This window comes from Diaphorobacter ruginosibacter (assembly GCF_014395975.1).
GTDB lineage: Bacteria > Pseudomonadota > Gammaproteobacteria > Burkholderiales > Burkholderiaceae_C > Diaphorobacter_A > Diaphorobacter_A ruginosibacter.
In genome coordinates, this window is the sequence record NZ_CP060714.1 from 3574289 (window position 1) to 3600691 (window position 26403).

At 64.1% G+C, this 26403-nt stretch carries 24 protein-coding genes and 5 tRNA genes; 17 read left to right on the top strand and 12 right to left on the bottom strand.

Annotated features, from left to right (window positions below; translation table 11 throughout):
* Positions 1-254: 254 nt before the first annotated feature.
* The 13 genes from H9K76_RS16255 to murI all read left to right on the top strand — a co-directional run bounded on the left by H9K76_RS16255 (position 255) and on the right by murI (position 10992).
* On the top strand, positions 255-1301 hold the full coding sequence (locus H9K76_RS16255; protein WP_187596389.1) for a TRAP transporter substrate-binding protein: 1047 nt from the start codon (positions 255-257) through the stop codon (positions 1299-1301).
* Positions 1302-1375: 74 nt separating this feature from the next.
* Entirely contained in the window at positions 1376-2002 is a 627-nt protein-coding gene (locus H9K76_RS16260) for a TRAP transporter small permease subunit (RefSeq protein WP_187596390.1), read from the top strand.
* The gene (locus tag H9K76_RS16265; RefSeq protein ID WP_187596391.1) at positions 1999-3282 is read left to right on the top strand and encodes a TRAP transporter large permease; all 1284 of its coding nucleotides are present in this window, start codon (positions 1999-2001) and stop codon (positions 3280-3282) included. The genes H9K76_RS16260 and H9K76_RS16265 overlap by 4 nt, the downstream gene beginning before the upstream one ends.
* Positions 3283-3307: 25 nt before the next feature.
* The gene (locus H9K76_RS16270; RefSeq protein ID WP_187596392.1) at positions 3308-4000 is read left to right on the top strand and encodes a DUF2848 domain-containing protein; all 693 of its coding nucleotides are present in this window, start codon (positions 3308-3310) and stop codon (positions 3998-4000) included.
* A 19-nt stretch (positions 4001-4019) separates the two neighbouring features.
* Positions 4020-5330: an amidase gene (locus tag H9K76_RS16275; protein WP_187596393.1), complete on the top strand. Its 1311-nt coding sequence runs from the start codon at positions 4020-4022 to the stop codon at positions 5328-5330.
* A gap of 90 nt (positions 5331-5420) precedes the next feature.
* Positions 5421-5972, top strand: a complete 552-nt coding sequence (locus H9K76_RS16280) for an ureidoglycolate lyase (protein WP_187596394.1) — start codon at positions 5421-5423, stop codon at positions 5970-5972.
* A 26-nt stretch (positions 5973-5998) separates the two neighbouring features.
* The gene (locus tag H9K76_RS16285) at positions 5999-6595 is read left to right on the top strand and encodes a DUF938 domain-containing protein (protein WP_187596395.1); all 597 of its coding nucleotides are present in this window, start codon (positions 5999-6001) and stop codon (positions 6593-6595) included.
* 125 nt (positions 6596-6720) lie between these two features.
* Positions 6721-7356, top strand: a complete 636-nt coding sequence (locus tag H9K76_RS23720; protein ID WP_187596396.1) for a CDGSH iron-sulfur domain-containing protein — start codon at positions 6721-6723, stop codon at positions 7354-7356.
* A 51-nt stretch (positions 7357-7407) separates the two neighbouring features.
* Entirely contained in the window at positions 7408-7965 is a 558-nt protein-coding gene (locus H9K76_RS16295; RefSeq protein WP_187596397.1) for an NADPH-dependent FMN reductase, read from the top strand.
* A 55-nt stretch (positions 7966-8020) separates the two neighbouring features.
* Positions 8021-8410, top strand: coding sequence for a hypothetical protein (locus H9K76_RS16300; RefSeq protein ID WP_187596398.1), 390 nt, complete (start codon positions 8021-8023; stop codon positions 8408-8410).
* Positions 8411-8486: 76 nt separating this feature from the next.
* Positions 8487-9569 (top strand): TerB family tellurite resistance protein, encoded by a 1083-nt coding sequence (locus tag H9K76_RS16305; RefSeq protein ID WP_187600682.1) that lies wholly within the window; start codon positions 8487-8489, stop codon positions 9567-9569.
* 64 nt (positions 9570-9633) lie between these two features.
* A complete protein-coding gene (locus H9K76_RS16310; protein ID WP_187596399.1) occupies positions 9634-10101 on the top strand; it encodes a GFA family protein in 468 nt (155 codons plus the stop codon).
* Positions 10102-10125: 24 nt separating this feature from the next.
* Positions 10126-10992: a glutamate racemase gene (murI, locus tag H9K76_RS16315; RefSeq protein WP_187596400.1), complete on the top strand. Its 867-nt coding sequence runs from the start codon at positions 10126-10128 to the stop codon at positions 10990-10992.
* Between the two features lie 35 nt (positions 10993-11027).
* Here murI and H9K76_RS16320 read toward each other — a convergent pair whose 3' ends face one another.
* The 10 genes from H9K76_RS16320 to tig all read right to left on the bottom strand — a co-directional run bounded on the left by H9K76_RS16320 (position 11028) and on the right by tig (position 19441).
* Positions 11028-11624, bottom strand: a complete 597-nt coding sequence (locus H9K76_RS16320) for a M48 metallopeptidase family protein (RefSeq protein ID WP_187596401.1) — start codon at positions 11622-11624, stop codon at positions 11028-11030.
* Positions 11625-11705: 81 nt separating this feature from the next.
* Positions 11706-12344, bottom strand: coding sequence for a DUF6806 family protein (locus H9K76_RS16325; RefSeq protein WP_187596402.1), 639 nt, complete (start codon positions 12342-12344; stop codon positions 11706-11708).
* A gap of 12 nt (positions 12345-12356) precedes the next feature.
* Positions 12357-12448: transfer RNA gene (locus tag H9K76_RS16330), tRNA-Leu, on the bottom strand.
* 164 nt (positions 12449-12612) lie between these two features.
* Positions 12613-12688: transfer RNA gene (locus H9K76_RS16335), tRNA-Gly, on the bottom strand.
* A gap of 136 nt (positions 12689-12824) precedes the next feature.
* A tRNA-Cys gene (locus H9K76_RS16340) sits at positions 12825-12898 on the bottom strand.
* 48 nt (positions 12899-12946) lie between these two features.
* Positions 12947-13022 (bottom strand) — tRNA-Gly (locus H9K76_RS16345).
* Between the two features lie 243 nt (positions 13023-13265).
* Complete coding sequence (gene lon / locus H9K76_RS16350; RefSeq protein ID WP_187596403.1) at positions 13266-15713, bottom strand: endopeptidase La; 2448 nt, start codon at positions 15711-15713, stop codon at positions 13266-13268.
* A gap of 156 nt (positions 15714-15869) precedes the next feature.
* Positions 15870-17135 (bottom strand): ATP-dependent Clp protease ATP-binding subunit ClpX, encoded by a 1266-nt coding sequence (clpX, locus tag H9K76_RS16355; protein WP_187596404.1) that lies wholly within the window; start codon positions 17133-17135, stop codon positions 15870-15872.
* 202 nt (positions 17136-17337) lie between these two features.
* Positions 17338-17946, bottom strand: a complete 609-nt coding sequence (gene clpP / locus H9K76_RS16360) for an ATP-dependent Clp endopeptidase proteolytic subunit ClpP (RefSeq protein WP_166069628.1) — start codon at positions 17944-17946, stop codon at positions 17338-17340.
* 181 nt (positions 17947-18127) lie between these two features.
* On the bottom strand, positions 18128-19441 hold the full coding sequence (tig, locus tag H9K76_RS16365; RefSeq protein ID WP_187596405.1) for a trigger factor: 1314 nt from the start codon (positions 19439-19441) through the stop codon (positions 18128-18130).
* A 524-nt stretch (positions 19442-19965) separates the two neighbouring features.
* On the opposite strand from tig, the gene H9K76_RS16370 reads away from it, so the two are divergent.
* The 4 genes from H9K76_RS16370 to H9K76_RS16385 all read left to right on the top strand — a co-directional run bounded on the left by H9K76_RS16370 (position 19966) and on the right by H9K76_RS16385 (position 24490).
* Entirely contained in the window at positions 19966-20259 is a 294-nt protein-coding gene (locus H9K76_RS16370) for a hypothetical protein (RefSeq protein WP_187596406.1), read from the top strand.
* Entirely contained in the window at positions 20256-20570 is a 315-nt protein-coding gene (locus H9K76_RS16375) for a hypothetical protein (protein WP_187596407.1), read from the top strand. The genes H9K76_RS16370 and H9K76_RS16375 overlap by 4 nt, the downstream gene beginning before the upstream one ends.
* Positions 20567-22216: a PepSY-associated TM helix domain-containing protein gene (locus tag H9K76_RS16380; protein ID WP_187596408.1), complete on the top strand. Its 1650-nt coding sequence runs from the start codon at positions 20567-20569 to the stop codon at positions 22214-22216. The genes H9K76_RS16375 and H9K76_RS16380 overlap by 4 nt, the downstream gene beginning before the upstream one ends.
* 81 nt (positions 22217-22297) lie before the next feature.
* Positions 22298-24490, top strand: a complete 2193-nt coding sequence (locus H9K76_RS16385; RefSeq protein WP_187596409.1) for a TonB-dependent receptor — start codon at positions 22298-22300, stop codon at positions 24488-24490.
* A 166-nt stretch (positions 24491-24656) separates the two neighbouring features.
* Here H9K76_RS16385 and H9K76_RS16390 read toward each other — a convergent pair whose 3' ends face one another.
* Together H9K76_RS16390 and H9K76_RS16395 are read right to left on the bottom strand one after the other, a co-directional pair.
* Positions 24657-25919, bottom strand: coding sequence for an alpha/beta hydrolase family protein (locus tag H9K76_RS16390; RefSeq protein WP_187596410.1), 1263 nt, complete (start codon positions 25917-25919; stop codon positions 24657-24659).
* Between the two features lie 342 nt (positions 25920-26261).
* Positions 26262-26348: transfer RNA gene (locus H9K76_RS16395), tRNA-Leu, on the bottom strand.
* Between the last annotated feature and the right edge of the window lie 55 nt (positions 26349-26403).

The window sequence follows — 26403 nt, forward strand, 5'->3', positions numbered from 1 at the left end:
CATCTGAACTCAGCGGGCTCCCCAACACAACAACTCCGGATCTCGATCAACAGAACATGCTCCGGATCATAGCCCAGATGCCCGCGAAAGCTGGCATGAAATTCGCATGATGTAGCGTTAATACTGATGTGAAATTTCACCGTATTGCCACAATCCATCCCCAGGCACGAACGAGGGGGCCTCCGCAGGCGTCGATCCGGCGCACACGGAGGTTTTCCCGGGTGCAGCTTGTCACTTACTCGAAAGGAACCGTCATGAAACGCCTTCTTCCCCTCGCAGTTCTCGCCGCCAGCGCGGTCGTCGCACCCCTCGGCCACGCGCAGGACTACCCTGCCACCAAGCTGAAGGTGGTGGGCGGCCTGAGCAACCTGAGCCTCTACAACGAGTTCGAAAAGCCGTTCTGGACCACCACCATCCCGAAGGCCTCGGGCGGCAAGGTGACGGCCGACATCAAGGGATTCAATGAGATGGGACTCAAGGGCCCCGAGATCATCCGCCTGATGTCGCAGGGCGTGATCGAGTTCGGAACCTCCACCCTCGCCTACTTCGCGGCCGACAACCCCATCAACGAAGCCATCGACCTCGCCGGCCTCGCCCCCGACGTGAAGACCGCCCGTGCCGTGACCGACTCGTTCGAGCCGATGTACGCCAAGTTCTATGCGCAGTCCGGCATCAAGGTGCTGGGCATGTCCACCTACCCTGCCCAAGTGCTGTTCTGCAATGCGGACATGAAGGGCCTTGCCGACGTCAAGGGCAAGAAGGTGCGCACCAGCAGCCGCACGCAGGCCGAATTCGTCGAGGCGCTCGGCGGCTCCAGCGTCACCATGGCCTTCGGCGAAGTGGTGCCGGCGCTGCAGAACAAGGTGGTCGACTGCGCCATCACGGGCTCGCTCTCCGGCTACTCGGCGAAGTGGTATGAGGTGTCCACGCACCTGTACGCGCTGCCCGTGAACTGGAACCAGCAGATCCACGCCGTCAACCAGAAGGCATGGGACAAGCTGAACCCCAAGGTTCAGCAGCTCATCACCGCCCAGTTCAAGACCATGGTGGACGACATCTGGTCCGCCGCAGGCAAGCAGACCCAGGAGGGATACGACTGCAACACCGGCGCAGCCGCCTGCACGCAGCCCGTGAAGGGCAAGATGGTGCTGGTGCAGCCGAGCGACGCCGACCGCGCGCTGCTGAAGAAGGTGCTGGCTGAATCGGTGCTGCCCAAGTGGGCCGCGCGCTGCAGCGCGCAATGCGTGACGGACTTCAACACCACCGTCGGCAAGGTCGTCGGCCTCACCGCCAAGAAGTGATCCGCAGCTTCCCTGCCATTGCTTGATTTGAACGCGGCGGTTCCTCCCGCCGCACTTTTTTCGGGACCGGAGTCATGACCCCACCCTCACCTCTTTCCTGGGCGCCGCTGCGCTGGGCGAACGCACTCTCGCGCGTCGCCGTCTGGGCCGGCGGCGCCCTGACGCTCGCCAGCGTGCTGCTGATCTCCTTTGACGTGCTCGCGCGCAAGTTCCTCGGCTTCAACACCGGCGGAGCGGACGAGCTCTCGAGCTACGCGTTCGCGATCAGCACCTCCTGGTCGCTTGCCTTCGCCACGCTGCAGCGCGCCAACGTGCGCGTGGACGTGCTCTACCAGATGCTCCCGCTGCGCCTGTCCGCCGTGCTCGACTGGATTTCGCTGGTCGCGCTCGGCGTGTTCATGACCTACCTGACGTGGTACGCCATGGACGTGGTCGCCGCATCCTGGGTGCAGAAGTCCGCGGCCAACACCACGCTGGCCACCCCGCTGTGGATTCCGCAGGGGCTGTGGTTCGTCGGCCTCGTCTGGATGTGCGTCGTGCTCGCGCTGATGCTCGTGCGCGCATCGACCGCCATCGTCACCGGTGACATCGAGGCCGTGAAGGCACTGTGCGGCGTTCGCTCGGCACAGGAAGAAGCCGACGAGGAAGCCGCCTCGGGCGCACGCCTCATCGACGCCGAACGCCAGGGAGCACGCGCATGATCGCCACCACACTCATTCTGCTGCTCGTCCTCATCGGGCTGAGCATTCCCGTGGGCGCGGCACTTGGCGTGCTGGGCCTCACGCTCGATCCGCTGTTCTCCATGCTGCCGCTCTCGCGCGCCCTGGGCGAGCTGTCCTGGAGCGCCAACAACGAATTCCTGCTGGTGGCGATCCCGCTGTTCATCATGCTGGGCGAAGTGCTGCTGCGCGCGGGCTTTGCCGAGAAGATGTACGGTTCGATGAGCCTGTGGCTGTCGTGGCTGCCGGGCGGCCTGATGCACGCGAACATCGGAGCCTCGACGCTGTTCTCCGCCACCTCGGGCTCCAGCGTGGCGACAGCGGCCACCGTCGGCACCGTGGCGCTCCCGCAAATCAAGCGCTACGGCTACAACGAACCGCTGTTCCTCGGCTCGCTGGCGGCCGGTGGCACGCTGGGCATCCTGATCCCGCCATCGATCAACCTGGTGATCTACGGCGTGCTCACGAACTCGTCCGTTCCCAAGCTGTACCTGGCGGGCATCATCCCCGGCTTCGCCATGGCGGGACTGTTCATCCTGACGATCGTGATCGCCTGCCTGGTCAAGCCCCAGTGGGGCGGCCAGAAGATCCGTGCAACCTGGGGCGAGCGCTTCAGGAGCCTGATCCATCTCGGCCCTCCGCTCGTCATCTTCCTGCTCGTCGTCGGCTCGATCTACGCAGGCCTTGCCACGCCCACCGAGGCGGCTGCGCTCGGCGTGCTGGGCGCGCTGATCCTCGCTGCCTGGTTCCGCAAGCTCTCGTGGAACATGCTGCGCGAGTGCGTCGAGGGCACGATGCGTTCCACCGCGATGATCATGCTGATCGTCATCGCCGCGGGTTTCCTGAACTTCGTGATGTCGGCCACGGGACTGACCTCGGCCATCACCGACTCCATCACCGGCCTGGGCCTCTCGCCCGGCTGGATGCTGCTGGTGCTGGTGATCTTCTACCTCGTGCTCGGGTGCTTCATGGAAACGCTGTCGATGATGATCACCACGATCCCGATCGTCGCGCCCATCATGATCGCGCTGGGCTACGACCCCATCTGGCTCGGCATCGTGATCATCATCCTGGTGGAAGCCGCCCTCATCACCCCACCCGTGGGCCTGAACCTGTTCGTGGTCCAGAGCCTGCGCAAATCCGGCTCGATGAACGCCGTCATCGTCGGCTCGCTGCCGTTCGTTGCCGCCATGTTCGTGATGCTGCTGCTCCTGGCGCTCGTGCCCGGCCTCGCGCTGTGGCTGCCCACCGCCTTCGGTTAATCAAATATTCAAGCTCTTTCTTCCCATGCAAGCTCAATTCAACATCCATGCTTCCGGCGCAACCCGCCCACTCTCGCTCGACGTGCACACCCTGGTCGTGGCGGGCTGGGCAGGCCGCGACATCGCCGCCATCGAACACCACATCGAGGAACTGGCCGAGCTCGGCGTGCCGCGCCCGAGCAGCGTGCCGCTGTTCTACCGCATCGGCCAGAACCAGATGGTCCAGGATGCAGAGATCCAGGTCGTCGGCCCTCACTCCTCCGGCGAGATCGAAGCGCTGGTGTTCGCCGCCGAGGGCAAGCTCTTCGTCGGTATTTCGTCCGACCACACCGACCGCAAGCTCGAGGCCTACAGCGTCGCCCTGTCCAAGCAGGTCTGCGCCAAGCCCGCAGGCAGCGAGGCCTGGGAGCTCGCGGAAGTCGAGGGCCACTGGGACGAGCTCGTCGTGCGCTCCTGGATCGAGGAGGACGGCAAGCGCGTGCTCTACCAGGAGGGTTCGCTGTCCACACTGCGTCCACCGCGCGAACTGATCGAGGGCTACCTGAAGGCCAGCGGCCAGAGCACCTTCGCGGACGGCACCGCGATGACCTGCGGCACCGTCGCGGCCATCGGCGGCATCCGCCCATCGACAGTCTTCGAGATGGAGCTGTACGATCCACGCCTGAACCGCTCGTTGAAGCATCGCTACACATCGCAGATTCTTCCCGAAGTGGCTTGATACCAAAGGCACGAAAGACATGCAGAAAAGCTCCGTAGCACGCGCCGAGCAAACGCTGGCAGCGATTCAGGATGCCGGCGACGAAGGCCGCCGCATCTTCACCCAGGTCTATGAGCAGAGCGCCCTTGCGGCCGCCCGCGCGGCGGACGAGCGCGAGCGAAGCGGCATCCGCCTCGGCCCGCTGGACGGACGCATCGTCTCCGTCAAGGACCTCTACGACATCGCGGGCGAAGTCACCACGGCGGGGTCCGCCGTGCGCAGGACCGCCGCGCCGGCCACGCAGGACGCGCTCATCGTGCAGCGGCTGCGCCAGGCGGGCGCGGTCATCATCGGCAAGACCAACATGACCGAGTTCGCGTTCTCGGGCATCGGCATCAATCCCCACTACGGCACGCCGGGCAATGCGCGCGACGCGACCCGCATTCCGGGCGGATCGTCCTCGGGTGCGGGCGTGGCCGTGGCGCGCGGCCTGTCGGAGATCTCCATCGGCTCGGACACCGGGGGCTCGGTGCGCATCCCTTCCGCACTCAACGGCGTCACGGGCCTCAAGCCCACGCAATGCCGCGTGCCGCGCGACGGAGCGTTCCCGCTGTCCTTCAGCCTCGACTCCGTGGGTCCCCTGGCGCGCAGCGTGCTGGACTGCGCCCAGGCCGACGCGGTTCTGAGCGGCCAGCCCCTGGGAGAACTCCCTGCGCGCACGGTGCGTGGACTGCGCGTCGGCATTCCCCGCGGGCTGCTGTTCACACAGACCGACACGGCCGTGCAGGCCGCGTTCGATCAGGTGGTCGCCGAGCTCTCGCGCTCGGGCTGCCGCGTGGACGACATGCAGCTCGATGATTGGTGCGCCGCACCGTTCAAGCTGCAGGAAAAGGGCACTCTGATTGCCGCCGAGGCGGCGTACATCCATGCAGAGACGCTGGCAACCAACCCCGGTGCCATCGACCCGTTCGTGCTGGCCCGCATCCAGCGCGGCGAGACGATTGCCGCGTCCCACTACGTGAGCCTGCAGCGCGCACGTGCCGAGCTGCAGCAGTCGCTCGACGCGCGGGTTGCCGATTGCGACGTGCTGGTGCTGCCCACCGTGGCCATGGTCGCACCGCGCATCGACAGCCTGGCCTCGGCCGATGCATTCAACCAGGCCAACATGCTGGTGCTGCGCAACACCTCGGTGTTCAACTTCTACGACCTGCCCGCCATGTCGCTGCCAATCCAGGTGGGCGCTGGCCAGCTGCCGGTCGGGCTGATGGTCGTGGGCCACCGCGGCGGGGACCGCGATCTGCTGACCGTCTGTGCGGCGCTCCAGTCCGGACTGCAGTCGCTCGCGCTGTAAGGCAAGGCCGTTGACGCAAGCCCGTGCGCCGAATCGGCCACGGGCTTTTCTACACCTGCCACAAGAAAAAAGAAACGGAAGGACATCACCATGACGGGAACCAGCGCAGCAAGAACCATCCCCGTGCAACCGCTCACCGAGGACGCCTTCGCCCCGTTCGGCTGGATGCTCGGGCGTCCATTCCCGAAGGACCCGGACCCGTCGGCCTACACCCATCCCGCAACGGATTTCTGGTCGCAGCACCTCTTCCGGACCGGCGCACAGGATGGCACCGAAATCCTCTGGGTCAACTATCGCAACAGCGAGCCGGGCGTCACCCACCTGGAAAAGCACCTGTTCACCGAACAGGCGATCGTTCCCCTCACCGGCAGCGTCATCCAACTGATGGCCACGAGCCATGCGGACGGCAGCCCGGACATGGCGGGCGCCGCGGCCTTCCTCATTGCGCCCGGGCAAGGCATCTGCATGCGCCCCGGCGCATGGCATGCCACGCGCGCCTTGCGGTCGCCCGAAGTGCGTTGCCTGATGCTCACGCGCGCGTCCACCACCCGCGATCTGGTAGCCCACCTCGCCGCCGGGCAGCCCGCGCGGGAAAGCGCCATCGTGGAGATTCCGCGGTGCGAACTCGTGGCAACATCGTAGGCGTCAGCGATCCGATGGAGCACGCCATGCATCTACCCTTCTCCCAGGCCTGCGAGAACAACCAGGCCCCCATCCTCGAGGTGCTGCAACGCCACTTCGCAGGCAGCCGCCGCGTGCTCGAGATCGGCTCGGGCACCGGCCAGCACAGCGTGTACTTCGCACCTCGCATGCCGCATCTCGACTGGCAGACCAGCGATCTGGAGCAGAACCACCCGGGCATCCGCGCATGGCACGCGCAGCATCCGGCCCCCAACCTGCACGCCCCATTGCCGCTGGATCTGTCGCAGGGCGGCTGGCCCGCAGGCAATTTCGACGCCGTGTTCACCAGCAATACGGCACATATCGTGTCCTGGCCGCTGGTGCAGCGCATGTTCGAGCTCGTGGGGACCCACCTCCCGGAGCAAGGCGTGTTCGCGATCTACGGGCCGTTCAACTACCAGGGCGGCTTCACCAGCGACAGCAACCGCGCCTTCGACGCCATGCTGCGCCAGCGCGACCCGGAGAGCGGCCTGCGCAACTTCGAGGACATCGTTGCGCTGGCACGCCTGCACTCCCTGCATCTCGCCGAAGACCATCCCATGCCGGCCAACAATCGCACCCTGGTCTTCGTGAAGAACGGCTGAAGCGAGCGTTCCTTCCTCTTGTCCTACGCGGCGGTGGGACGATCGCAGGTACTCTTTTTCATCCCACGAACGATGCCGCGGATCTTCCGACGTCGGACAGCCCACGGAACCGGAGTCAAGCCCTCATGCCCAAGGAAGTCGTCGCGTCCGCCGATGTCGTCATCGAATTCGATGGTACTCGCTGCATCCACTCCCGCAACTGCGTTCTCAACCGGCCGGACGTCTTCGTGCCGAACGTACAGGGCGCGTGGATCCATCCAGAACGCGCCAGCGCGGCCGAGGTGCTGGAGATCGCGCACGCTTGCCCCTCCGGCGCGATCCAGTGCAGGAAGCCCGGCGGCGAGGCGATGGAAAAGGCACCTCTTGTGAACCTGGTGCAGGTGCGCGAGAACGGACCCCTGGCCTTCCATGCGCCACTCGAAATCCAGGGCAGGAAGGACGGCTTCCGCGCGACGCTGTGCCGCTGCGGTGCCTCCAGGAACAAGCCCTACTGCGATCACAGCCACGTCGACATCGGCTTCCAGGCCACGGGAGAACCGCCGGTCACCGCCTCGGAGGCTCTCGCGCACCGCGATGGACCTCTGGAAATAGACCCCACCCACAACGGGCCGCTGCATGTCAGCGGATCGCTGGAAATCGTCAGCGGCACCGGTGCCACGATCAACCGCGTGACCGATGCGTGGCTGTGCCGCTGCGGCCATTCGGGCAACAAGCCCTATTGCGACGGCAGCCATGCACGCGTAGGCTTTGTCAGCGATTGACGGTTACCATTCCCATGCATCTCCCCACTTGATTCACGGAGCAACTTTCTCATGAGCAAACCCAGTATCGGTGTCATCGTCGGCAGCAACAGCCGGGCCTCCATCAACCTGCAACTGGCCAAAGCGCTGGCGAAGCTGGTGGCGGACAAGGCGGATTTCGAGTTCATCGACATCGGCCACCTGCCGCTGTACAACCGGGATGACGACGCGAACACGCCGCAGGCATTCGTCGATTTCAAGAACAAGGTTCGCGCCAAGAACGGCATCCTGTTCGTCACGCCCGAGCACAACCGCTCGGTTCCGGCGCCGCTCAAGAATGCGCTCGATGCGGGCAGCCGTCCCTACGGGCAGAGCGCCTGGGGCGGAATTCCCGCAGCAGTGATCGGCACCTCGCCCGGCGGCCCCGCCACATCGATGGCCCAGCAGCACCTGCGCAACATCCTGGTGTTCCTCGACATGCCGACCATGCAGCAGCCCGAGGGCTTCATCCAATGGAAGGAAGGCCTTGTCGACGCCGACGGCAACATCGGTGCGGCAAGCCAGCAGTTCCTCACCACATGGATGGAAAAATTCCTTGCCTGGGTCGAACGGAACGCCAAAGCCCGTTGATCCCGCTGAGCCCCCAACGTCCATGGTGGCGTGCCCATGCCGGGACAATGCCTCCATGAGACAGCAATACCATTTCAGGCCGGTCGGCAGTGACGTTCACATCTGGGACGTACACCGCCTGGTGCGCCTGGCCCGCGATATCCCGGTGGAACGCATCGCCCTCGCCGACATCCGCGAAATCGACGAGGCCTACTGGTTCAACGACCGCCACGCCACCACGCGCGAGATCATCGACCACATGCGACTGGTGCACGCAGCGGATCTGTCCTGGCCGATCATCGTGTGCCCCGAAGGCCGCGTGATGGACGGCATGCACCGCGTAGGCAAGGCCATGCTCCAGGGCGACACCCACATCACCGCGATCCGGCTGCCGTCCATGCCCGCTCCCGACCACATCAATGTCGATGCGGATGCCCTGCCCTACGACGACGACACAGCCCCCTGACCGTCTGCGGAATTTCAGCGGTCGGCGACACTCGGGGCACCATTCAGACCGACACCGAGGAACAGCCATCATGACCATGTCCAACGAAGAAATCCGTGCGATCCTGAGCATCTGCCTGCTGGCCGCCTATTCCGACAACAACAAGCACGACCGCGAGCGAGAGCAGATCAAGCAGGTGGCCGACGCGCTCGGCCAGCATGAGGATGTCAATCTGCCGGGCCTCTACCAGGACGTGCTGCTGCGCAGGGTGCAACTGCCCGGCGCCGTCCAGCAGTTGCGCACCGATGAGACACGGCAGCTCGCCTACGAAATGGCCGTCTGCGTGTGCGATGCGGATGGTCAGACCAGCGCGCGGGAAGCAGAGTTTCTTGCGCAGCTCAAGGGCCTGCTGGGTCTCGGAGCAGCAGCCACCGCAGCCGCAGAGGCATCCGCTGCTCCGGCCCAGCCGTCGACTCCAACCGTGCAGACCATCGAAGCCGACGCGCATGCGCTCGCCAATGCGCCGCTTGCCGGAACATTGGAGCCCGTGGTGATCGGGGACCCGGTCGCGCCCGCCGTCACCGGTTCCGCGCCACACCCCGACGCAGCCGATGCCCTCGCCAACGCCAGCGCCGGCAATGCACCGCCATCGGAGCGCAGGCAAAGCAACCTGTCCGTGCAGGAAATGGACGCCAGGATTCTCAAGGCCTCCATCGTGAACGGCGCGATCGAGCTGCTGCCCGAGAATCTCTCCACGCTTGCGATCATTCCGCTGCAGATGCGGCTGGTGTATCAGGTCGGCGAAAGCTATGGCTACGATCTGGATCGCGGCCATATCAAGGACCTGCTGGCTGCGCTCGGCGTGGGTCTCACCTCCCAGTACCTCGAGCAGGCCGGCCGCAAGCTGCTGTCGCGCGTGCTGGGCGGCGGCCTGTTCGGCGGCGTGGGACGCCAGGCGGTCAGCAGCGGCATGAGCTTTGCATCCACCTATGCGCTCGGCCATGTGGCCAACCAGTACTATGCGGGCGGCCGCACGCTGAGCACACAGATGCTGAAGGATGCCTACGAGCACATCATGCAGGACGGGCGCGCACTGCAGGCGCAATACGCCCCGCAGATGCAGAACATGGCCCGTCAGCTGAACACTGCGAAAATCATGGACATGGTGCGCGGCCGCTGATCCAGCTTGTGCCGGTTCGGGCGCGCGCACGACCCTCCCCACAGCCATTGGAGCCCGCCCGCGCATGAACCACCAGCAACACGCACCGAAAACATCGCCGGACACGCGGCACACAGGCTCCTGCCTGTGCGGTGGCGTGAGATTCGTCGTCCATGGAGCGCTGGAGCCGATCCAGGTCTGCCATTGCGGCCAATGCAGAAAGGCCCAGGGCGGCCCGCTTGCCACCAATATCCCGGTGGCTGCCGATCAGCTGGAATGGATCGCAGGACGCGATCTGCTCAGGCATTTCGAGTCATCGCCCGGCAAGCTGCGCGCATTCTGCGGTACCTGCGGCGCGCCGGTCTACAGCCAGCGCGCAAACCTTCCCGGCGTCCTGCGCGTGCGGGCCGGACTGCTCGACCAGCCGCTGCAGGCCACGCTCGCATTCCACCAGCAGGTCGCCTCGCGCGCACAGTGGTGGCCACTGCAGGATGACGGCCTGCCTCAGTTCGAGGGCGCTGCAGGGTCGGCGCAAAAGCAGGACAATCGCTGATCGCATCCAGAAATCCCATCGGCCATGTCTCTACCTAGCTCCTCCTCCCCCATCGGCGTGTTCGACAGCGGGGTCGGAGGCCTGAGCGTGCTGCAGGAACTGCGCCGCGAATTGCCGCATGAGCGTTTCATCTATTTCGCCGATTCGGGCCACGCGCCCTATGGCGAACGTGGCGATGAGTTCGTGAAGCAGCGCACCCTCGCCATCGCTCGATACCTGCAGGACGAGCACCACATCAAGGCGCTGGTGGTAGCCTGCAACACGGCCACCATGGCGGCCGTGGCCGATGTCCGCAGCGCCTTTCCCGACCTCCCCGTCATCGGCGTCGAGCCCGCGCTCAAGCCTGCGGCCAGCAGCAGCCAGACGCACCGCGTGGGCGTGATCGCCACGCGCGGCACGGTGCAGAGCGCGCGCTTCGATCAACTGCGCAAGGCGTTCTCGGACGGCACGGACATCCGCGCACAGCCTTGCGACGGACTGGTGCGCGCCATCGAGCGCAGCGTGGAGGAGGACGACCCGCTCAACGGCCCTTCGGCCATCGAGATTCGCGCGCTGTGCGAGCGCTACACCGGCATGCTCGGCAGCTTCGGAGTACGCACAGGCGACATCGACACGCTGGTGCTGGGTTGCACGCACTACGTGTTCATCAAGGACGAGCTGCGCAGCCTGGTGGGCCCCGACGTGCACATCCTCGACACCGGCGCGCCCGTCGCGCGGCAGACGCGGCGCATCCTGGTCCAGCGCGACACCCTGGCCGACGAATCGGGAACGGCCATCGCCTCGAATGGCCAGGTCCACCTCTACACCACCGGCCCGCTGTCCGCCCTGCAGGCCGCCGCGAGCCGCTGGCTGGGCCTGCCCCGGGAGCACTGCTCGGCACTGCCGGCCTGAGCGGCCCGCTGCTCGATCGCGGGCTGTTCAGGGCACTATTCCGAGAGCTGTTCCGAGACCTGCTGGACAACCGGGCCGCCACCCCACAGCGGCTCGCCACCATGGTCCAGATGGGTGAGGTAGAGCCGCGTGTCCAGTTCGTACTGGTGGTAGTCGGGCTCCATGTGGGTGCACAGCTGGTAGAACGCCTTGTCGTGGTCCTTCTCGCGCAGATGCGCCAACTCGTGGACGACGATCATGCGCAGGAATTCCTCAGGCGCCTGCCGGAACAGGGTTGCCACGCGGATCTCGTGCTTTGCAGCCAGGCGGCCGCCCTGCACGCGGGCCATGCTGGTATGCAGCCCCAGCGCATGGCGCACCACGTGGATCTTGTTGTCGAACAGCACCTTGTTGATGGTGCCGGCATTGCGCAGGTGGCGCTGCTTGAATTCCTGCGTGAAATCGTAGAGCGCCTTGTCGCTGCGGATCTGGTGGGCCTGACCGTACCTGCGCGCCAGGATGTTGCCCAGCCGCCCCTGCTCCAGCAACGCGCGCGCCTGTCCCTGCAGCGTGGGGGAGTAGGCCCGCAGATAGGGAAGATCCACTGAAGGCGCGGATCTGGAGGGGAAAGATGAACGAGAGAAGGAAGCCATGGACGCGAAGCAGCGGCAAAGCTGCCGAACGGGGTCAACCCGCCGGCAGTTCCCAGAGCAGCAGGCAGGAAGCGGAGATGATCAATGCAGGTGGCGCGGACGGCGGCCGCCGCCATGGCCACCATTGCCGCCACCGCCCATGCCGCGCGGCGGCTTGCCGATCTCGAGGGAGTTCACCAGGGCGTCGAAGCGCTGGTTGAACAGCTTGTCGATCTCGGTCACCACGCCACTCAGTTCGGAAGCGTCGAAATGGCGCTCCATCATGTTCACCACGTCCTGCACCAGCAGGTCGCGCTGCACCTGCATGATGGCGGCGGGCGTCGGGCCGACGAACAGCATCACGAAGTCGTCACGGGCCTCGGCACCGTCATCGGGGCCGTCGCCTTCCTCGTCGTCATACTCGGCGTCATAGAACGTGACCTCGATGGCCGCGCCCTGCTCGGCCAGCTCATTGAGTCCCATGCACATTTCGTCGAGCGACTGGCGGAAGTCCTCGTCTCCACGCACGGTCCAGCACATCTGCAGCAGATGCGCCTTCACGTCGTACTGGATTCCGGGCTCTTCCTCGTAGGCACTGTTGGCCCCGTCGGCAAGGGAGCGCGCGCCGGCGTACTTCCACAACGGACGAAGCGCTTCCTGCAATTGCTCGAAGTCGACATCGCCACGCAGTTGCACTTGGCCGTGCACATGGATTTCGAAGGGTGCGTTGTAATGTGACATATTGAATCTGATTGGTGCCCCGAGCCGGGATCGAACCGGCACGCCCCTATTACGGAAGCGGCGGATTTTAAGTCCGCAGTGTCTACCAATTTCACCATCGGGGCGCCTGATACGTGAGGGGACCAGAATACCCCATCGGAGAGGCTTCGGCCACGTATCAGTGCACAAGTTCCAGGTCGGAGTCGCTCGGTTGCGGATCAGGGCAACCAGGCATCCGAGGCTTCACCAACAAAAAAGGGAAGCCTTCACGGCTTCCCTTTTTGGAAATTGGAGCGGGAAAACGGGTTCGAACCGTCGACCTATACCTTGGCAAGGTATCGCTCTACCAACTGAGCTATTCCCGCATTTTCTTCATCAGCCCTTGCGAACCGAAGAATCAAATTCTATCACATTTTTTGCTGCGTTCTCGAAGTTTTCCGAACTTGTCAAACTTCTCTTCACAGCAACCATCGTTTCCACGATGGCCTTTGCCTTCAAACCTGGAGGCGCGGTCCGGAGTCGAACCGGACTAACCGGATTTGCAATCCGGGGCATAACCGCTTTGCTACCGCGCCTTGATCGCTTCCGGCGACATGCTGACCTACCGATCAACACATCAGTGTTGGAGCGGGAAAACGGGTTCGAACCGTCGACCTATACCTTGGCAAGGTATCGCTCTACCAACTGAGCTATTCCCGCATTTTTATCGAAGCCTCACAGTATATACCGTGTTTCGCTGCGATGGAATGAATTGTAGCGCAGTTTTTTGGGCTTCTAGAAAAAACCGCACTTTTTTTTAAAAAATCTGCAAACAGGCATGAAGGGCGCCCCCGGGAACGGTTGGGAGCGGTTGAAGCCATTCTTCATGCCTGCTGCAGAGGAGTCCGCCAGCGAAGCAGCAAAGAGCCTGAAGTCCAGGCCCTCTCGGAGATCACTCGCGGATCAGTGCTTGACCGAGCCCTGCTCCGCCGGATTCGCGGCGGGCGCCGCCGCCGGGGAAGCCGCAGCTGCGGCCGCGGCTGCAGCGATCTCTTCGTCGGTCAGCGGAACAGGCTGGCGAACCAGCGCCACTTCCAGCACCTTGTCGATCCACTTGACCGGCACGATCTCGAGACCGCTCTTCACGTTGTCGGGAATCTCCTGCAGATCCTTGACGTTCTCTTCCGGGATCAGCACGGTCTTGATCCCGCCGCGCAGCGCCGCGAGCAGCTTCTCCTTCAATCCCCCGATCGCGGTGACTTCGCCGCGCAGCGTGATTTCGCCGGTCATCGCGACGTCGGCACGCACCGGGATACCCGTCAGCGCGGAAACCATGGCCGTCGTCATGGCCGCACCGGCACTCGGGCCGTCCTTGGGCGTGGCGCCATCGGGCACGTGGATGTGAATGTCGCGCTTCTCGAACACCTGGTCCTTGAGCCCCAAGCGATGCGCACGGCTGCGCACAACGGTACGGGCCGCCTCGACCGACTCCTTCATCACGTCGCCCAGCGAGCCGGTGCGCGTGACACCACCCTTGCCCGGCATGGTCGCGACTTCGATGGTCAGCAGGTCGCCGCCCACCTCGGTCCATGCCAGTCCCACGACCTGCCCGACCTGGTCTTCCTTCTCGGCGTGGCCATAGTTGAACTTGCGCACGCCCAGGTACTCGGCCAGGTTCTCGGCATTCACCTTCACCTGCGGGGCCACCTGCTTGAGCAGCAACTGCTTGACCACCTTGCGGCAGATCTTGGAGATTTCGCGTTCGAGCGAGCGCACACCGGCTTCACGCGTGTAGTAACGCACGATGTCGCGCACGGCGCTTTCCTGCACCTCGAGCTCTTCGGACTTGAGGCCGTTGTTCTCCATCTGCTTGGGCAGCAGGTACTTCATCGCGATGTTGGTCTTCTCGTCCTCGGTGTAGCCCGAGAGACGGATGACTTCCATGCGATCGAGCAGCGCCGGCGGAATGTTCATCGAGTTCGAGGTCGCGACGAACATCACGTCGGACAGGTCGAAGTCCACTTCCACATAGTGATCGCCGAACTTGCTGTTCTGCTCGGGGTCAAGCACTTCCAGCAGCGCGCTGGAAGGGTCGCCGCGGAAATCCATGCCCAGCTTGTCGATCTCGTCGAGCAGGAACAGCGGATTGCGCGTACCGGCCTTGTTCAGGCTCTGCAGCACCTTGCCCGGCATCGCGCCGATGTAGGTGCGGCGGTGGCCACGGATCTCGGCCTCGTCGCGCATGCCGCCGAGCGCCATGCGCACGTACTTGCGCCCGGTGGCCTTGGCGATCGACTGGCCGAGCGAGGTCTTGCCCACGCCTGGTGGGCCCACGAGGCACAGGATCGGCGCCTTGACCTTGTCCACGCGTTGCTGCACTGCAAGATACTCGAGGATGCGGTCCTTGACCTTTTCGAGGCCGTAGTGGTCCTCGTTCAGCACGTCTTCCGCGAACTGCAGGTCATGCTTGATCTTGGTCTTCTTGCTCCACGGCAGGCCGGTGAGCACGTCGATGTAGTTGCGCACCACGGTCGCTTCGGCGGACATGGGTGACATGAGCTTGAGCTTCTTGAGCTCGGCCTCGGCCTTCTTGCGTGCCTCCTGCGGCATGCGGGCGGCCTTGATCTTCTTCTCGATCTCCTCGATGTCGGCGCCTTCCTCGCCCTCGCCGAGCTCCTTCTGGATGGCCTTGACCTGCTCGTTCAGGTAGAAGTCGCGCTGGTTCTTCTCCATCTGGCGCTTGACGCGGCCACGGATGCGCTTGTCGACGTTGAGGATGTCGACCTCGCGCTCAAGCTGCTCGAACAGGTTCTCGAGCCGGCCCTTCACATCGGCCATGTCGAGCACGAGCTGCTTGTTCTCGAGCTTGAGCGGCAGGTGCGCGGCGATGGTGTCGGCCAGGCGGCCCGGATCATCGATGCTGGAGATGGAAGTGAGGATCTCCGAAGGGATCTTCTTGTTGAGCTTGACGTACTGGTCGAACTGCTGCATCACGGCGCGGCGCAGCGCCTCGATCTCGCTCGACTGCGGATCGTCAGGCACGGGCGTCGCCAGCGGCGTGACGTGTGCCAGGAAATGCGTTTCGGCGTCGTTGATGGAGTCGACCTTGGCGCGCTGCTGGCCCTCGACCAGCACCTTCACGGTGCCATCGGGCAGCTTGAGCATCTGCAGGATGGTCGAGACGCAGCCCACCTCGAACATGTCTTCTACCGAAGGCTCGTCCTTGGCTGCGGTCTTCTGCGCCACCAGCATGATGCGGCGGTCGGCTTCCATGGCCAGTTCCAGCGCCTTGATGCTCTTGGGGCGTCCCACGAACAATGGAATGACCATGTGTGGGAACACCACGACATCCCGAAGCGGGAGCAGCGGCAGGTCGATGGGGGTTGCGGGAAGTGGAGTGTTTCCGGACATGCAAAATCCTTTAATAGCACCCTGGAGGTGAGGCCGCGGGTTTCATATTTCAACCCGCCGCGCAGTAGGCCTTGTCCATGGGGCTTGGCGCACTGCGGCGGCAGATCACGGTCTCTGGCTGCGCGTCCGCCGCGCGCAGCGTGGGATCGGACGGAATCAGGCCGTCTTGGCCGCCTCGCGGTACACGAGCAGCGGCGGCTTGTCTTCTTCGATGGTGGACTCGTCGACCACCACCTTCTCGACGTTGTCGGCCGTGGGCAGGTCGAACATGGTGCCGATCAGCGCCTGCTCCATGATCGAACGCAGTCCGCGCGCACCGGTCTTGCGGGCCAGCGCCTTGCGGGCGATCGCCTTCAGACCCGCGGGGCGGATCTCCAGCTCCACGCCTTCCATCGCGAGCAGCTTGCTGTATTGCTTGACCAGCGCATTCTTGGGCTCGGTCAGGATCTGCACCAGCGCATCCTCGCTCAGTTCGGCCAGCGAGGTGACGACGGGCATGCGCCCCACCAGCTCGGGAATCAGGCCGAACTTGATCAGGTCCTCGGGCTCGATCTCCTGGAAAACCTCGGAGATGGAACGCTGCTTCTTGCTCTTGACCGTGGCGCCGAAGCCGATGCCCGAGGCCTCGGTGCGGTTCTCGATCACCTTCTCGAGGCCCGCGAACGCACCGCCGCAGATGAACAGGATGTTGGTCGTGTCGATCTGCAGGAAGTCCTGGTTCGGATGCTTGCGCCCGCCCTGCGGCGGCACGCTGGCCATGGTGCCCTCGATGAGCTTGAGCAGCGCCTGCTGCACGCCCTCGCCCGACACGTCGCGGGTGATGCTGGGGTTGTCGCTCTTGCGCGAGATCTTGTCGATTTCGTCGATGTAGACGATGCCGCGCTGGGCGCGCTCCACGTCGTAGTTGCAGCTCTGCAGCAGCTTCTGCACGATGTTCTCGACGTCCTCGCCCACATAGCCGGCTTCGGTCAGCGTGGTGGCATCCGCCATCACGAACGGCACGTCCAGCTGGCGGGCCAGGGTCTGGGCAAGCAGCGTCTTGCCCGAGCCGGTCGGGCCAATCAGCAGGATGTTGCTCTTGGCGAGCTCGACGTCATCCTTGCCGGCCCGATCCTTATGGCGCAGGCGCTTGTAGTGGTTGTAGACCGCCACGGCGAGCGTGCGCTTGGCCTTTTCCTGGCCAATCACATAGTTGTCGAGGTTGGCCTTGATTTCTGCAGGCGCGGGCAGATCACCGCGACCCTCGCGGCCAGCGTCGCTGGCCTGGGGTTCGTCACGGATGATCTCGTTGCACAGATCGATGCACTCGTCGCAGATGAACACCGACGGACCGGCGATCAACTTCTTCACCTCGTGCTGGCTTTTGCCGCAGAAGGTGCAGTAGAGGTTTTTCTCGCTGGAAGAGCCTTTTTTCTCGGCCATGGAAACAATGCCTTATGACAAGGAACGTAGTCTGATGATAACGAAATAAAAAACGGCGCTTCTCCTGATGCTTTTTGTGGTTTTTGCCTCGGCCGGAATGATGCCCGCCGAGACAACCTGCTCCCACAACAGGCCCGGAAGAAACGCCTCGCCCCGCAGCACCGCCATTGGGCGGCGCCGCCGACGTCAGACCATCGGATGATCAGGGGCGCTTGGAGATGACCTCGTCCACGAGGCCGTACTCCTTGGCTTCGGGAGCCGTCATGAAGTAGTCGCGCTCGGTATCGGCCTTCACCTTCTCGTAGGGCTGGCCGGTGCGTTCGGCCAGGATGCGGTTCATCTGCTCCTTGGTGCGCAGGATGTCGCGCGCATGGATCTCGATGTCGGTCGCCTGGCCACGGGCGCCGCCCAGCACCTGGTGGATCATGATCTTGGAGTTAGGCAGCGAGAAGCGCTTGCCCTTGGCTCCGGCCGCCAGCAGGAACGCACCCATGCTCGCCGCGAAACCGCAGCACAGCGTGGAGACGTCGGGCTTGATGAACTGCATGGTGTCGTAGATCGCCATGCCGGCCGTCACGCTGCCGCCGGGGGAATTGATGTAGAACGAAATGTCCTTGTCGGGGTTCTCGCTCTCCAGGAACAGAAGCTGCGCCACGACGAGGTTGGCGGTCTGGTCGTTGACCTCGCCCACCAGGAAGATCACGCGCTCCTTCAGGAGGCGCGAATAGATGTCATAGGAGCGTTCGCCGCGTCCCGATTGCTCGATCACCATGGGAACCATGCCCAGGGCCTGCGTTTCCAGTGCACTCATGTATTTCTCCAGAGGGATACCGTACGAAAACCTGTACAAACCATCCTGATCGGGCGAAAGAATCCGCCCCATTCAGGTCACCAGAAATGAAATGGGGCTTGCACCGCAAAGTACAAGCCCCCACGTCATGGCTTTGACTTGCCGTCCATCATAGCGGCAAGACCGGGACGTCCCGCAAAGATCAGGCCTGAGCGCCCATCAGATCGTCGAAGGAGATGGCCTTGTCGTTGACCTTGGCCTTTTCCAGCACGAAGTTGGTGACGTTGTTCTCGATCACGACGGCTTCCACGTCAGCCAGGCGCTGACGATCGCTGAAGTACCAGCGCACCACGTCTTCCGGCTTCTCGTAGCTGGCGGCCAGCTCGTCGATATGCGCCTTCAGTTGCTCGGGAGTGGCTTCCAGCTTGTTGGCCTTGACCAGCTCGGCCACCACCAGGCCCAGGCGCACGCGGCGCTCGGCCTGAGGACGGAACACGTCCTCTGGGATCTCGGCCTTGTCGGCGTCCTTGATGCCGCGCTGCTTCAGGTCAGCAATCGCGCCATCACGCAGGCGGCTGATTTCGGACAGCACGCTGGCGTTGGGCAGGTCCAGCTCAGCCTTGGACACCAGAGCGTCCATCACGGCCTGCTTGTTGCGTGCCTGCAGGCGGAACTTCACTTCACGCTCGAGGTTGGTGCGGATGTCGCCGCGCAGGCCGTCGACGGTGCCGTCGGCAATGCCCAGCGACTTGGCGAACTGCTCGTTCACTTCAGGCAGGTGGGCCGCTTCGATCTTCTTGACGGTGACGAGGAAGTCGGCGGTCTTGCCGGCCACTTCCTGGCCATGGTAGTCCTCGGGGAAAGCCAGCGGGAATGTCTTGCTTTCACCAGCCTTCAGGCCGCGCACTGCGTCTTCGAATTCCTTGAGCATCTGGCCTTCGCCAACCAGGAACTGGAAGTCTTCAGCCTTGCCGCCGGCGAAGGTTTCGCCATCGATCTTGCCTTCGAAGTCCACGGTCACGCGGTCGCCGTCGTCGGCACCGGCATCCTTGGCGCGTTGCGCGAAGGTGCGGCGCTGCTTGCGCAGGATGTCCAGCGTCTTGTCGATGGCGGCGTCGGTCACTTCGGCGGAAACCTTTTCCACTTCGGCGGAAGCCAGATCACCGATCTTCACTTCGGGGAACACTTCGAACACGGCGTCAAAGGACACTTCGCCTTCCGGCGCGCCGTCCTTCTCGGTGATGCGGGGCTGGCCTGCGACGCGCAGGTTGGCTTCGTTGGCGGCCTGGGCAAATGCCTCGCCGACCTTGTCGTTCATCACTTCGTATTGAACGGAATAGCCATAACGCTGAGCGACAACGCTCATCGGCACCTTGCCGGGACGGAAGCCGTCCATCTTCACGGTGCGTGCCAGACGCTTCAGACGCGATTCGACTTCGTTCTGAATCGAGGCAACGGGCAGGCTCAGCGTGATTTTGCGCTCGAGCTTCTCAAGATTTTCAACAGTTACGGCCATGGTAGTTCCTAGTGTCAGGGCTGTGGACCGAGCCGACTGCAGCGCAGGCAGTCTGCACCGTGTTCCGCCAAAGTCTCACTTGCGTGTACGCGCCGCACCCCATCCAGGAAGACAGGGCCCGCCGCGTGTATCAATAACCTATAGGGTATTTTTTCTTCGCACCCGATAAACCGGGTAAATGCAGGGCCAAGGCCGGACAAATTCCAGCTTTGGATTGCGCGAAACCGAACATTATACCCAGCGCCCTTCCGCACGATCCGAACGACGGGCGCCCCTGGTGGATGGAGACTGGCCGGGACAACGAAAACCCCAGTGCCGCACTGCGTGGCGCGCCTATTCCTTCCGCCGGGAAAGGACTTCCCGCACTGCACGCCCACCCAGGATCGCAAGGCTCGCGATGTGGCGCCTGCCGCGCATCGCGGATGCACCATGTTGTTAACTCACTGCAACACTTTGACGATTGAGCGCCTGGTTCTTCACACAACACAAATAGCAACGATTATCATTTAGACTTTTATCATCAAATGAATGCCATGTTGTGGATGCCGGGATGTCTGGCCATTGCCGCGGCCAGCTGGTTCCTGTGCCTGGCCACGCCACGCTCCTCCAGCCCCTTGCGCGGCTGGAAGGGAGCCATCGCCGGCCTCGCTCTCTGGGGGCTGGGAACCTTCATGATTGGCCAGAGCGGCGCCGGTCTGGCGGAGACCCTTTCCGCAGGCATCGGCCTGCTGGCGCTGGCCCTTCCCTGCGCGAGCTGGTGGCTCGCATCACGGACGGGCCGGGGAACAGCCTCGCTTCGCGAACGGAGGAAACCATGAGCGCAAGCGATTTCGCCGAGGGCGGCGCAACCCCTCGCAAGGCGGCCGAGCCCCGCCACCTGTTCTTCAAGGGCATCGCCGGGCTGCTGCTGGGTTTCCCGTTCTCGCTGTGGACGAGCTGGCTGCTCATGTACACCGGACTCGGCCCTGCCGTGGCTCCGGCGCGCGATCAGGTCGCCATGTGGATCGTGATACCACTGTGGTGCACGGTCTTTTCAATCGTTTTCCTGGCCCGCAGCCGCGCACGATGCGTGGGGGGGCTGGTGCTGGCCAACGCGGTGGTCGGCGGCTTGTGGTGGGTGATGCAATGAAGATCAAGGCACAGACGCTGCGCGACTACCTCGATGTCCACAGCTGGGTGGGCATCGTCTGCGGGTTGCTTCTTTTCATCGCGTTCTATGCGGGCGCGTTCTCCATGCTGGAGCCGGAAATCCGCCGCTGGACGCAGGCCCCCATCTCCAGTGCCAATGTCAGCCACGACACGGACGAGGCCTTCGCGCAATTCCTGGCACAGCACCCCGATGCCAAGGGCCGCCTGAGCCTGCGCCTGGCGCAGGACGGCCGCTCCACGCCCCTGCTGCGCCTGGGCAACCGTGGCCAGGAAGAACAATGGTACGAGTTGCACAAGGACGGCGTGGTCCGCGAAGTCCCCCTCGGCCAGGAAGCGAACGACAGCGGAAACTTCGTCGACTACCTGCACCGCAAGGGCGGCCTGCCGCTGTCGCTCGAAGTGGCGGAGCCGATCATCGGCATTGTGTCGCTGCTGTATGCGCTAGCGCTGGTATCGGGCGTGATCGTGCTCCTGCCCTCGCTCGTCAAGGACCTGTTCTACCTGCGCATCGGCGCCAACATCAAGCGCATGTGGCTTGACGTACACAACCTGCTGGGCGTTGCCAGCCTGCCGTTCCATCTCGTGATTGCACTGAGCGCGGCCGTGTTCGGTCTGCACGACTGGATCTACGACGCGCAGGACAAGTTCATCTATCGCGATGGACTGCAGGCCACGGTACAGCGTGACAGCGTGAAGCACCCGAATGTGGAGCGCTCCCAATGGCTGCCTCCCAGCGAACTGGTCCGCAAGGTGCGTGAGCAGGTTCCCGGCTTCGAGCCCGTGGCACTCGACTATGTGGGGCTCGGGGGCAAGCGCACCACGCTGCTGGTGGCGGGCGGAGACGACCGGTATTTCAAGCGCGGCTCCCAGTATGGCTTCGCCTTTGTGAACCTGGGCACGGGCGAGATCTACGACAAGATCTATTTCCCCGGGGCCAAGGACAGCGCACTGAGCGCATCGCTCGTCAGCTTCTTCTCCCTGCATTTCGGCAGCTTCGGAGGCGACCCGGTGCGCGTGCTCTACGTGCTGCTCGGACTGAGCGGAGCACTGCTGTTCTACACGGGCAACCTGCTGTGGATAGAAACCCGCACCAAACGCGCGCGCAAGACGCAGGACATCGAGCACCGGCCGCTGCATGTGCGCATCCTGTCGGGTGTCACGCTCGGCGTATGCCTGGGATGCGCCGCGGCGCTGCCCGCGACGCTGGTGGCCTCGCGCCTGTTCGCGCCGCACCTGGCCAACGTGGACAGTATCGATCTCGTGCACCAGTCCACGTTCTATGTCCTGCTGTTCGGCTGCGTCGCACTCGCCCTGCGCATGAGCGCCGCGCGCGCCGCCGTCCCCCTGCTGTGGTTCACCGCAGCGTGCAACGCGCTGCTGCCACTGGTGGCGCTGCTGCAATACGCCGCGCCGTCGATCTCTGGCAGCGTGGCCCCAAGGAACCATTCATCCGGTTTCCTGCTGCTTGAAGGCCTGTGTGCCCTGCTCGCCCTGTTCTTCGGCTGGCTGGCGATGCGCCAGCGCCGTGGACAGGCGGCCAAGGCCGTTGAGGCATCCACCCGGGCGGGAGCATCCCTGCCACGCCCGGAACTGGAAGCCAGTCCGCTTCGCACCCAGGCGGACTGATTGCACAGCCCCGTCGAGGCCCGTGTCCGGGCCTCGACCAGCCACCCCATTTTGTTTTCATCATCCATCGAGTTCATATCCATGCATATTCCTCCTTCTCAAAAGCCCCGGCTCAATGCCGTCGTGTTGGCGCTGATGGCCGCCACAACCGGTTCCGCAGCGCTCGCCCAGACGGCAGATGCGCCGGTCGCCAGCCCCGTCCAGTCCGCCCAACCGGCCCAGGACTCCAAGGAACAGCCCGCCACGCTCCCCCAGGTCACGGTGCGCGACAAATACGAACGCGAGGATCTGCCCGCGTTGGCGCCGGGGCGCAAGGCCGCCAACGGCGCGCGCCTGGGCATCCTGGGGGCCACATCCATCGTGGATGCGCCGGTGCATGTGAACGCCTACACGCGCGAACTGGCCGAAGACTGGTCCGCGCTGTCGCTGCAGGATGTTTTGGAGAATGACGCGGCCGTCGTCTTCACCACCAACAAGGGTCACCTGCTGCAGAACTTCAACCTGCGCGGACTGGACGTGACGGCGATGGACATCGCCACCAACGGCCTCTACGGCATCGCTCCCGCCAACTCCGTGCCGATCGAGCTCTTCGAGCGCGTGGAAGTGATGCGCGGCCCGAACGTGCTGCTCTCCGGCATGCCCCCGCTCGCGAGCGTGGCGGGTTCCGTGAACATGGTGACCAAGCGCGCGCTGTCCCAGCCGATCGCGGACATCACCACGACCTATGTCTCGGACTCGTACCTGCAGGTTCATGCCGACGTCGGCAAGCGCTTCGGCCCAGAGCAGCGCCTGGGCATCCGCGTCAACGGCGTATATGGTTCCGGCGACATGGGCGCCAAGGACGAGACCCAGAAGCGCAAGATGGGCGCGCTCGGACTCGACTACCTCGGTGACAACTTCCGCCTGTCGCTCGACGCCTACAACAGCGTCAACAAGATCGAGGGCGGCAGCCCCGGCATGTTCAGCTTCCTCGGCAGCTCCGCCATCCGCGGCGTGGGCACGCTGCTGCCCCCGCCCAGCGGCGACGTGAACATGTTCCGCGGCACGCATGGCCAGTACGACAACAGCGGCGTGCTGGCGCGCGCCGAGGTCGACTTCAGCCCCAACCTGCAAGGCTACCTGGCGCTCGGCGGCTCGGAGGCCGAGGGCAAGGGCCTGCTGTTCGGCACCCGCGCCATCGTCACGGGTGCGGACGGCACCACGCGCGGCGCAATCTACAACGTGCATACCCAATCGGAACGCCGCACCGCCGAAGCAGGCGCCATCGGCAAATTCGAGACGGGTAGCGTCCAGCACCGCATGCAGCTGTCGTTCAACGTCCTCAAGCACAAGGAAGGGACGTACAACACGGCGTGCAACTACTGCTACACCACCAACATGTACGACCCGACGACGCCGACCTTCCCCTCGGCTCCCGTCTGGAAGGGCTACACCACGGAGAATGAATTCCGCTCGGTGGCACTGGCCGACACCATGGGCTTCGCCGACGAAAAGGTACTGCTGACCCTGGGCCTGCGCCACCAGACCATCAAGACGCCGCGCGTGAATGCCGTCGCATCCAACTACAGCGAAAGCCACCTCTCTCCGATGGCCGCCGTGGTCGTGCGTCCATGGGGTGAGCACCTCTCGCTGTTCGCCAACTACACCGAGGGCCTCGAGCCCGGCCGCATCGTCGGCGTGGGCTACGCCAACACGGGCGAGTCCCTGGCGCCCATGAAGACCAAGCAGGGCGAGATCGGCGTTAAGCTGAAGTCCGGCGAAGTGACGCACACCGTGAGCACCTTCCAGATCGAAAAGCCCTCGATCGTCACCAACGGCAGCAACTACCAGGTGCTGGATGGCAAGCAGCGCCTGCGCGGGCTGGAGTGGAGCGCCTTCGGCAAGCTCACGCAGACCCTCTCGCTGCTGAGCGGCGTCGAGTACATCAAATCGCGGCAGATCAACACCGGCCTGGAAAACTACGGCGTACCCAAGCTGCGCACCCGCATCGGCCTCGACTGGGACACCCCGGTCAAGGGCCTGACGGCCGGCGGTCGCCTGCTGTACACGGGCGCCCAGTGGGCGGATTCCGGCAACAAGCTGCGCGTGCCGTCGTGGACCCGCCTGGACCTGACTGCGAAGTACGAAACCAAGTTCGGCGCTACGCCCGTGCGCTTCAATGCCAGCGTGGAAAACGTCACCGACAAGAAGTACTGGATCGGCATGTTCACCGACGGCTTCGTGATGCCGGGCGCACCGCGCACCTATCGGGTGTCGGCTACGGTGTCGTTCTGAGAAACCTGTCCTTGCGACCCATGCCCGGATGACAGATCATGCCGGGTCGGGTTACAAGACAGGAAGGCCTGCATTGTTTGATGCAGGCCTTTTTTCATGATGTACAGGCCGCGGCCATATCTGCGCACTCAGGAAAAGTCTCCCTGCGGAACACATGCCCTCGACATCAAGGCGATGCCAGCCCCGCCAAGTACTCCCCGACAGCGGGCTCCCAAAGCGCCGGCTGCGTGTGGATGTAGTGCCCATCGACACCATGGGGTGGGGCCACGGTCACGAAGCGTCCCTTGCCGCCTGCTGCAATGAACGCATCGAAACTTCTGCGGCTGTGCTCCAGCGAGTAGAAGGAGTCCCGGGCTCCATACACCCACAGTACGGGGCGGGGAAACGCGGCGCCGCGGCGAAAGGATGCAATGTTGATGTCGCCAGCCTCCGCGCAGCGCTCTCCCACCCAGCCTCCGGCAAAGTTCAGCACGCCGAGGAATTTCTGCTCCACATGCGTGCCCGCATACGCGACCGAAAGAATGCCGCCGCGCGAGACTCCGCCGATCAACAGGCGCTGCATGTCCACGTCGGCCTGCGTGTGCAGATGGGCCATGACCGCGTCGAGATCGACCATGGCGCGATCGAGGCCGGGCAAGGCATGCGCCGCCTTGCAGGAATAGCGTGACCGATCCGGCTCGAAGCCCTCGTCATAGAGCCCATCGGAGTTCCCCCTCCCGCGCCGCTGCGGGAACACCACCTGCCATCCCTTGTCCGTGAAATAGCGCCCCACCTCCGGACTGGACCAGGTCAGCTTGAACCATTCGGGCCTGTCTCCCGCCCCCGTCGAGCCGTGGTTGAACACCATGGTGGGAAACGGCCCCTGCCCTGCAGGGCGGTAGACCACCATTTCAAGCGTCTGCGCATTCCCGGCCTCCGACCACGGAGTCGGCACGCGCTCCACGGTTCGCGTGTAGGGAAAGGGCTTCCCTGTCAGAACGCCAAAGCTGAGCAGCTGCGCCGCGTTTCTCCAGAGCGACATATCCATGTCGCCGTCTTCGCGCAGTCGAAGCAGCAAAGTGGAGCCATTGCGCAGCTTCATCTGCAGTGCGTCGTCAAGGAACCGCGCCTCCCCGCGCTCGGCAAAGCGCTGCATGGCACTTGCGCCGGCATAGACCACGGTGGCACCATCGGAGGACAGCTTCTCCACGGCGACCTTCACATCGCATTGCGCCGAAGGACAGGCCCACCCTCGCCAGACTCCGCTCCAGCGCGCATGGGTGTGGCCGGGAGAGGCGGCGTCAGGCGCCTCAACAACCACATCGGTCGGCAACTCCGCAGGCACGCTGCTTTCAGAAGGCCCCGAGCGCAGTTGCGACATCACGGGCGGCCATGCAAAGCCTTCGTCCCGTGCATGGGCCGGAACGCCACCCATCGACCACAGGGCCATGGCCACTCCCCAGGCCGCAGCCCGAACAGCCCAGTCATGCCGTACCCTGATTCCTCTTGTTGTCCTCAAACCATCTATATCCATGGCTATCGAGCATATACGGACATAGCAACCCCTTAACTCCCCGAAGCTACTTCGCCATCAGACACACCGGTTTTCAGCTGGCAGCGTGGCGACGACGGAATGCATTGAACCCAAGCCCCTTGGTTCGCACCTTCTGCGCGTCACCGCAACGGCCGCCACACAGGATTGCAAACAATAAAAAAGGCTGACCTCCCTTTCGGGAATCAGCCTTTCACGTGAAAACCGCCTGGAACTCTCCAGCGGCGCTTTTCTTGGTTGTGGTGCGCGGGGGGGGACTCGAACCCCCACAGTGTTGCCACCGTCAGGACCTAAACCTGGTGCGTCTACCAATTTCGCCACCCGCGCGGTTTCTTGAATTCCGCGCCGTGGCGCGGAACAGGTCAAACCGTGGATTCTAGCC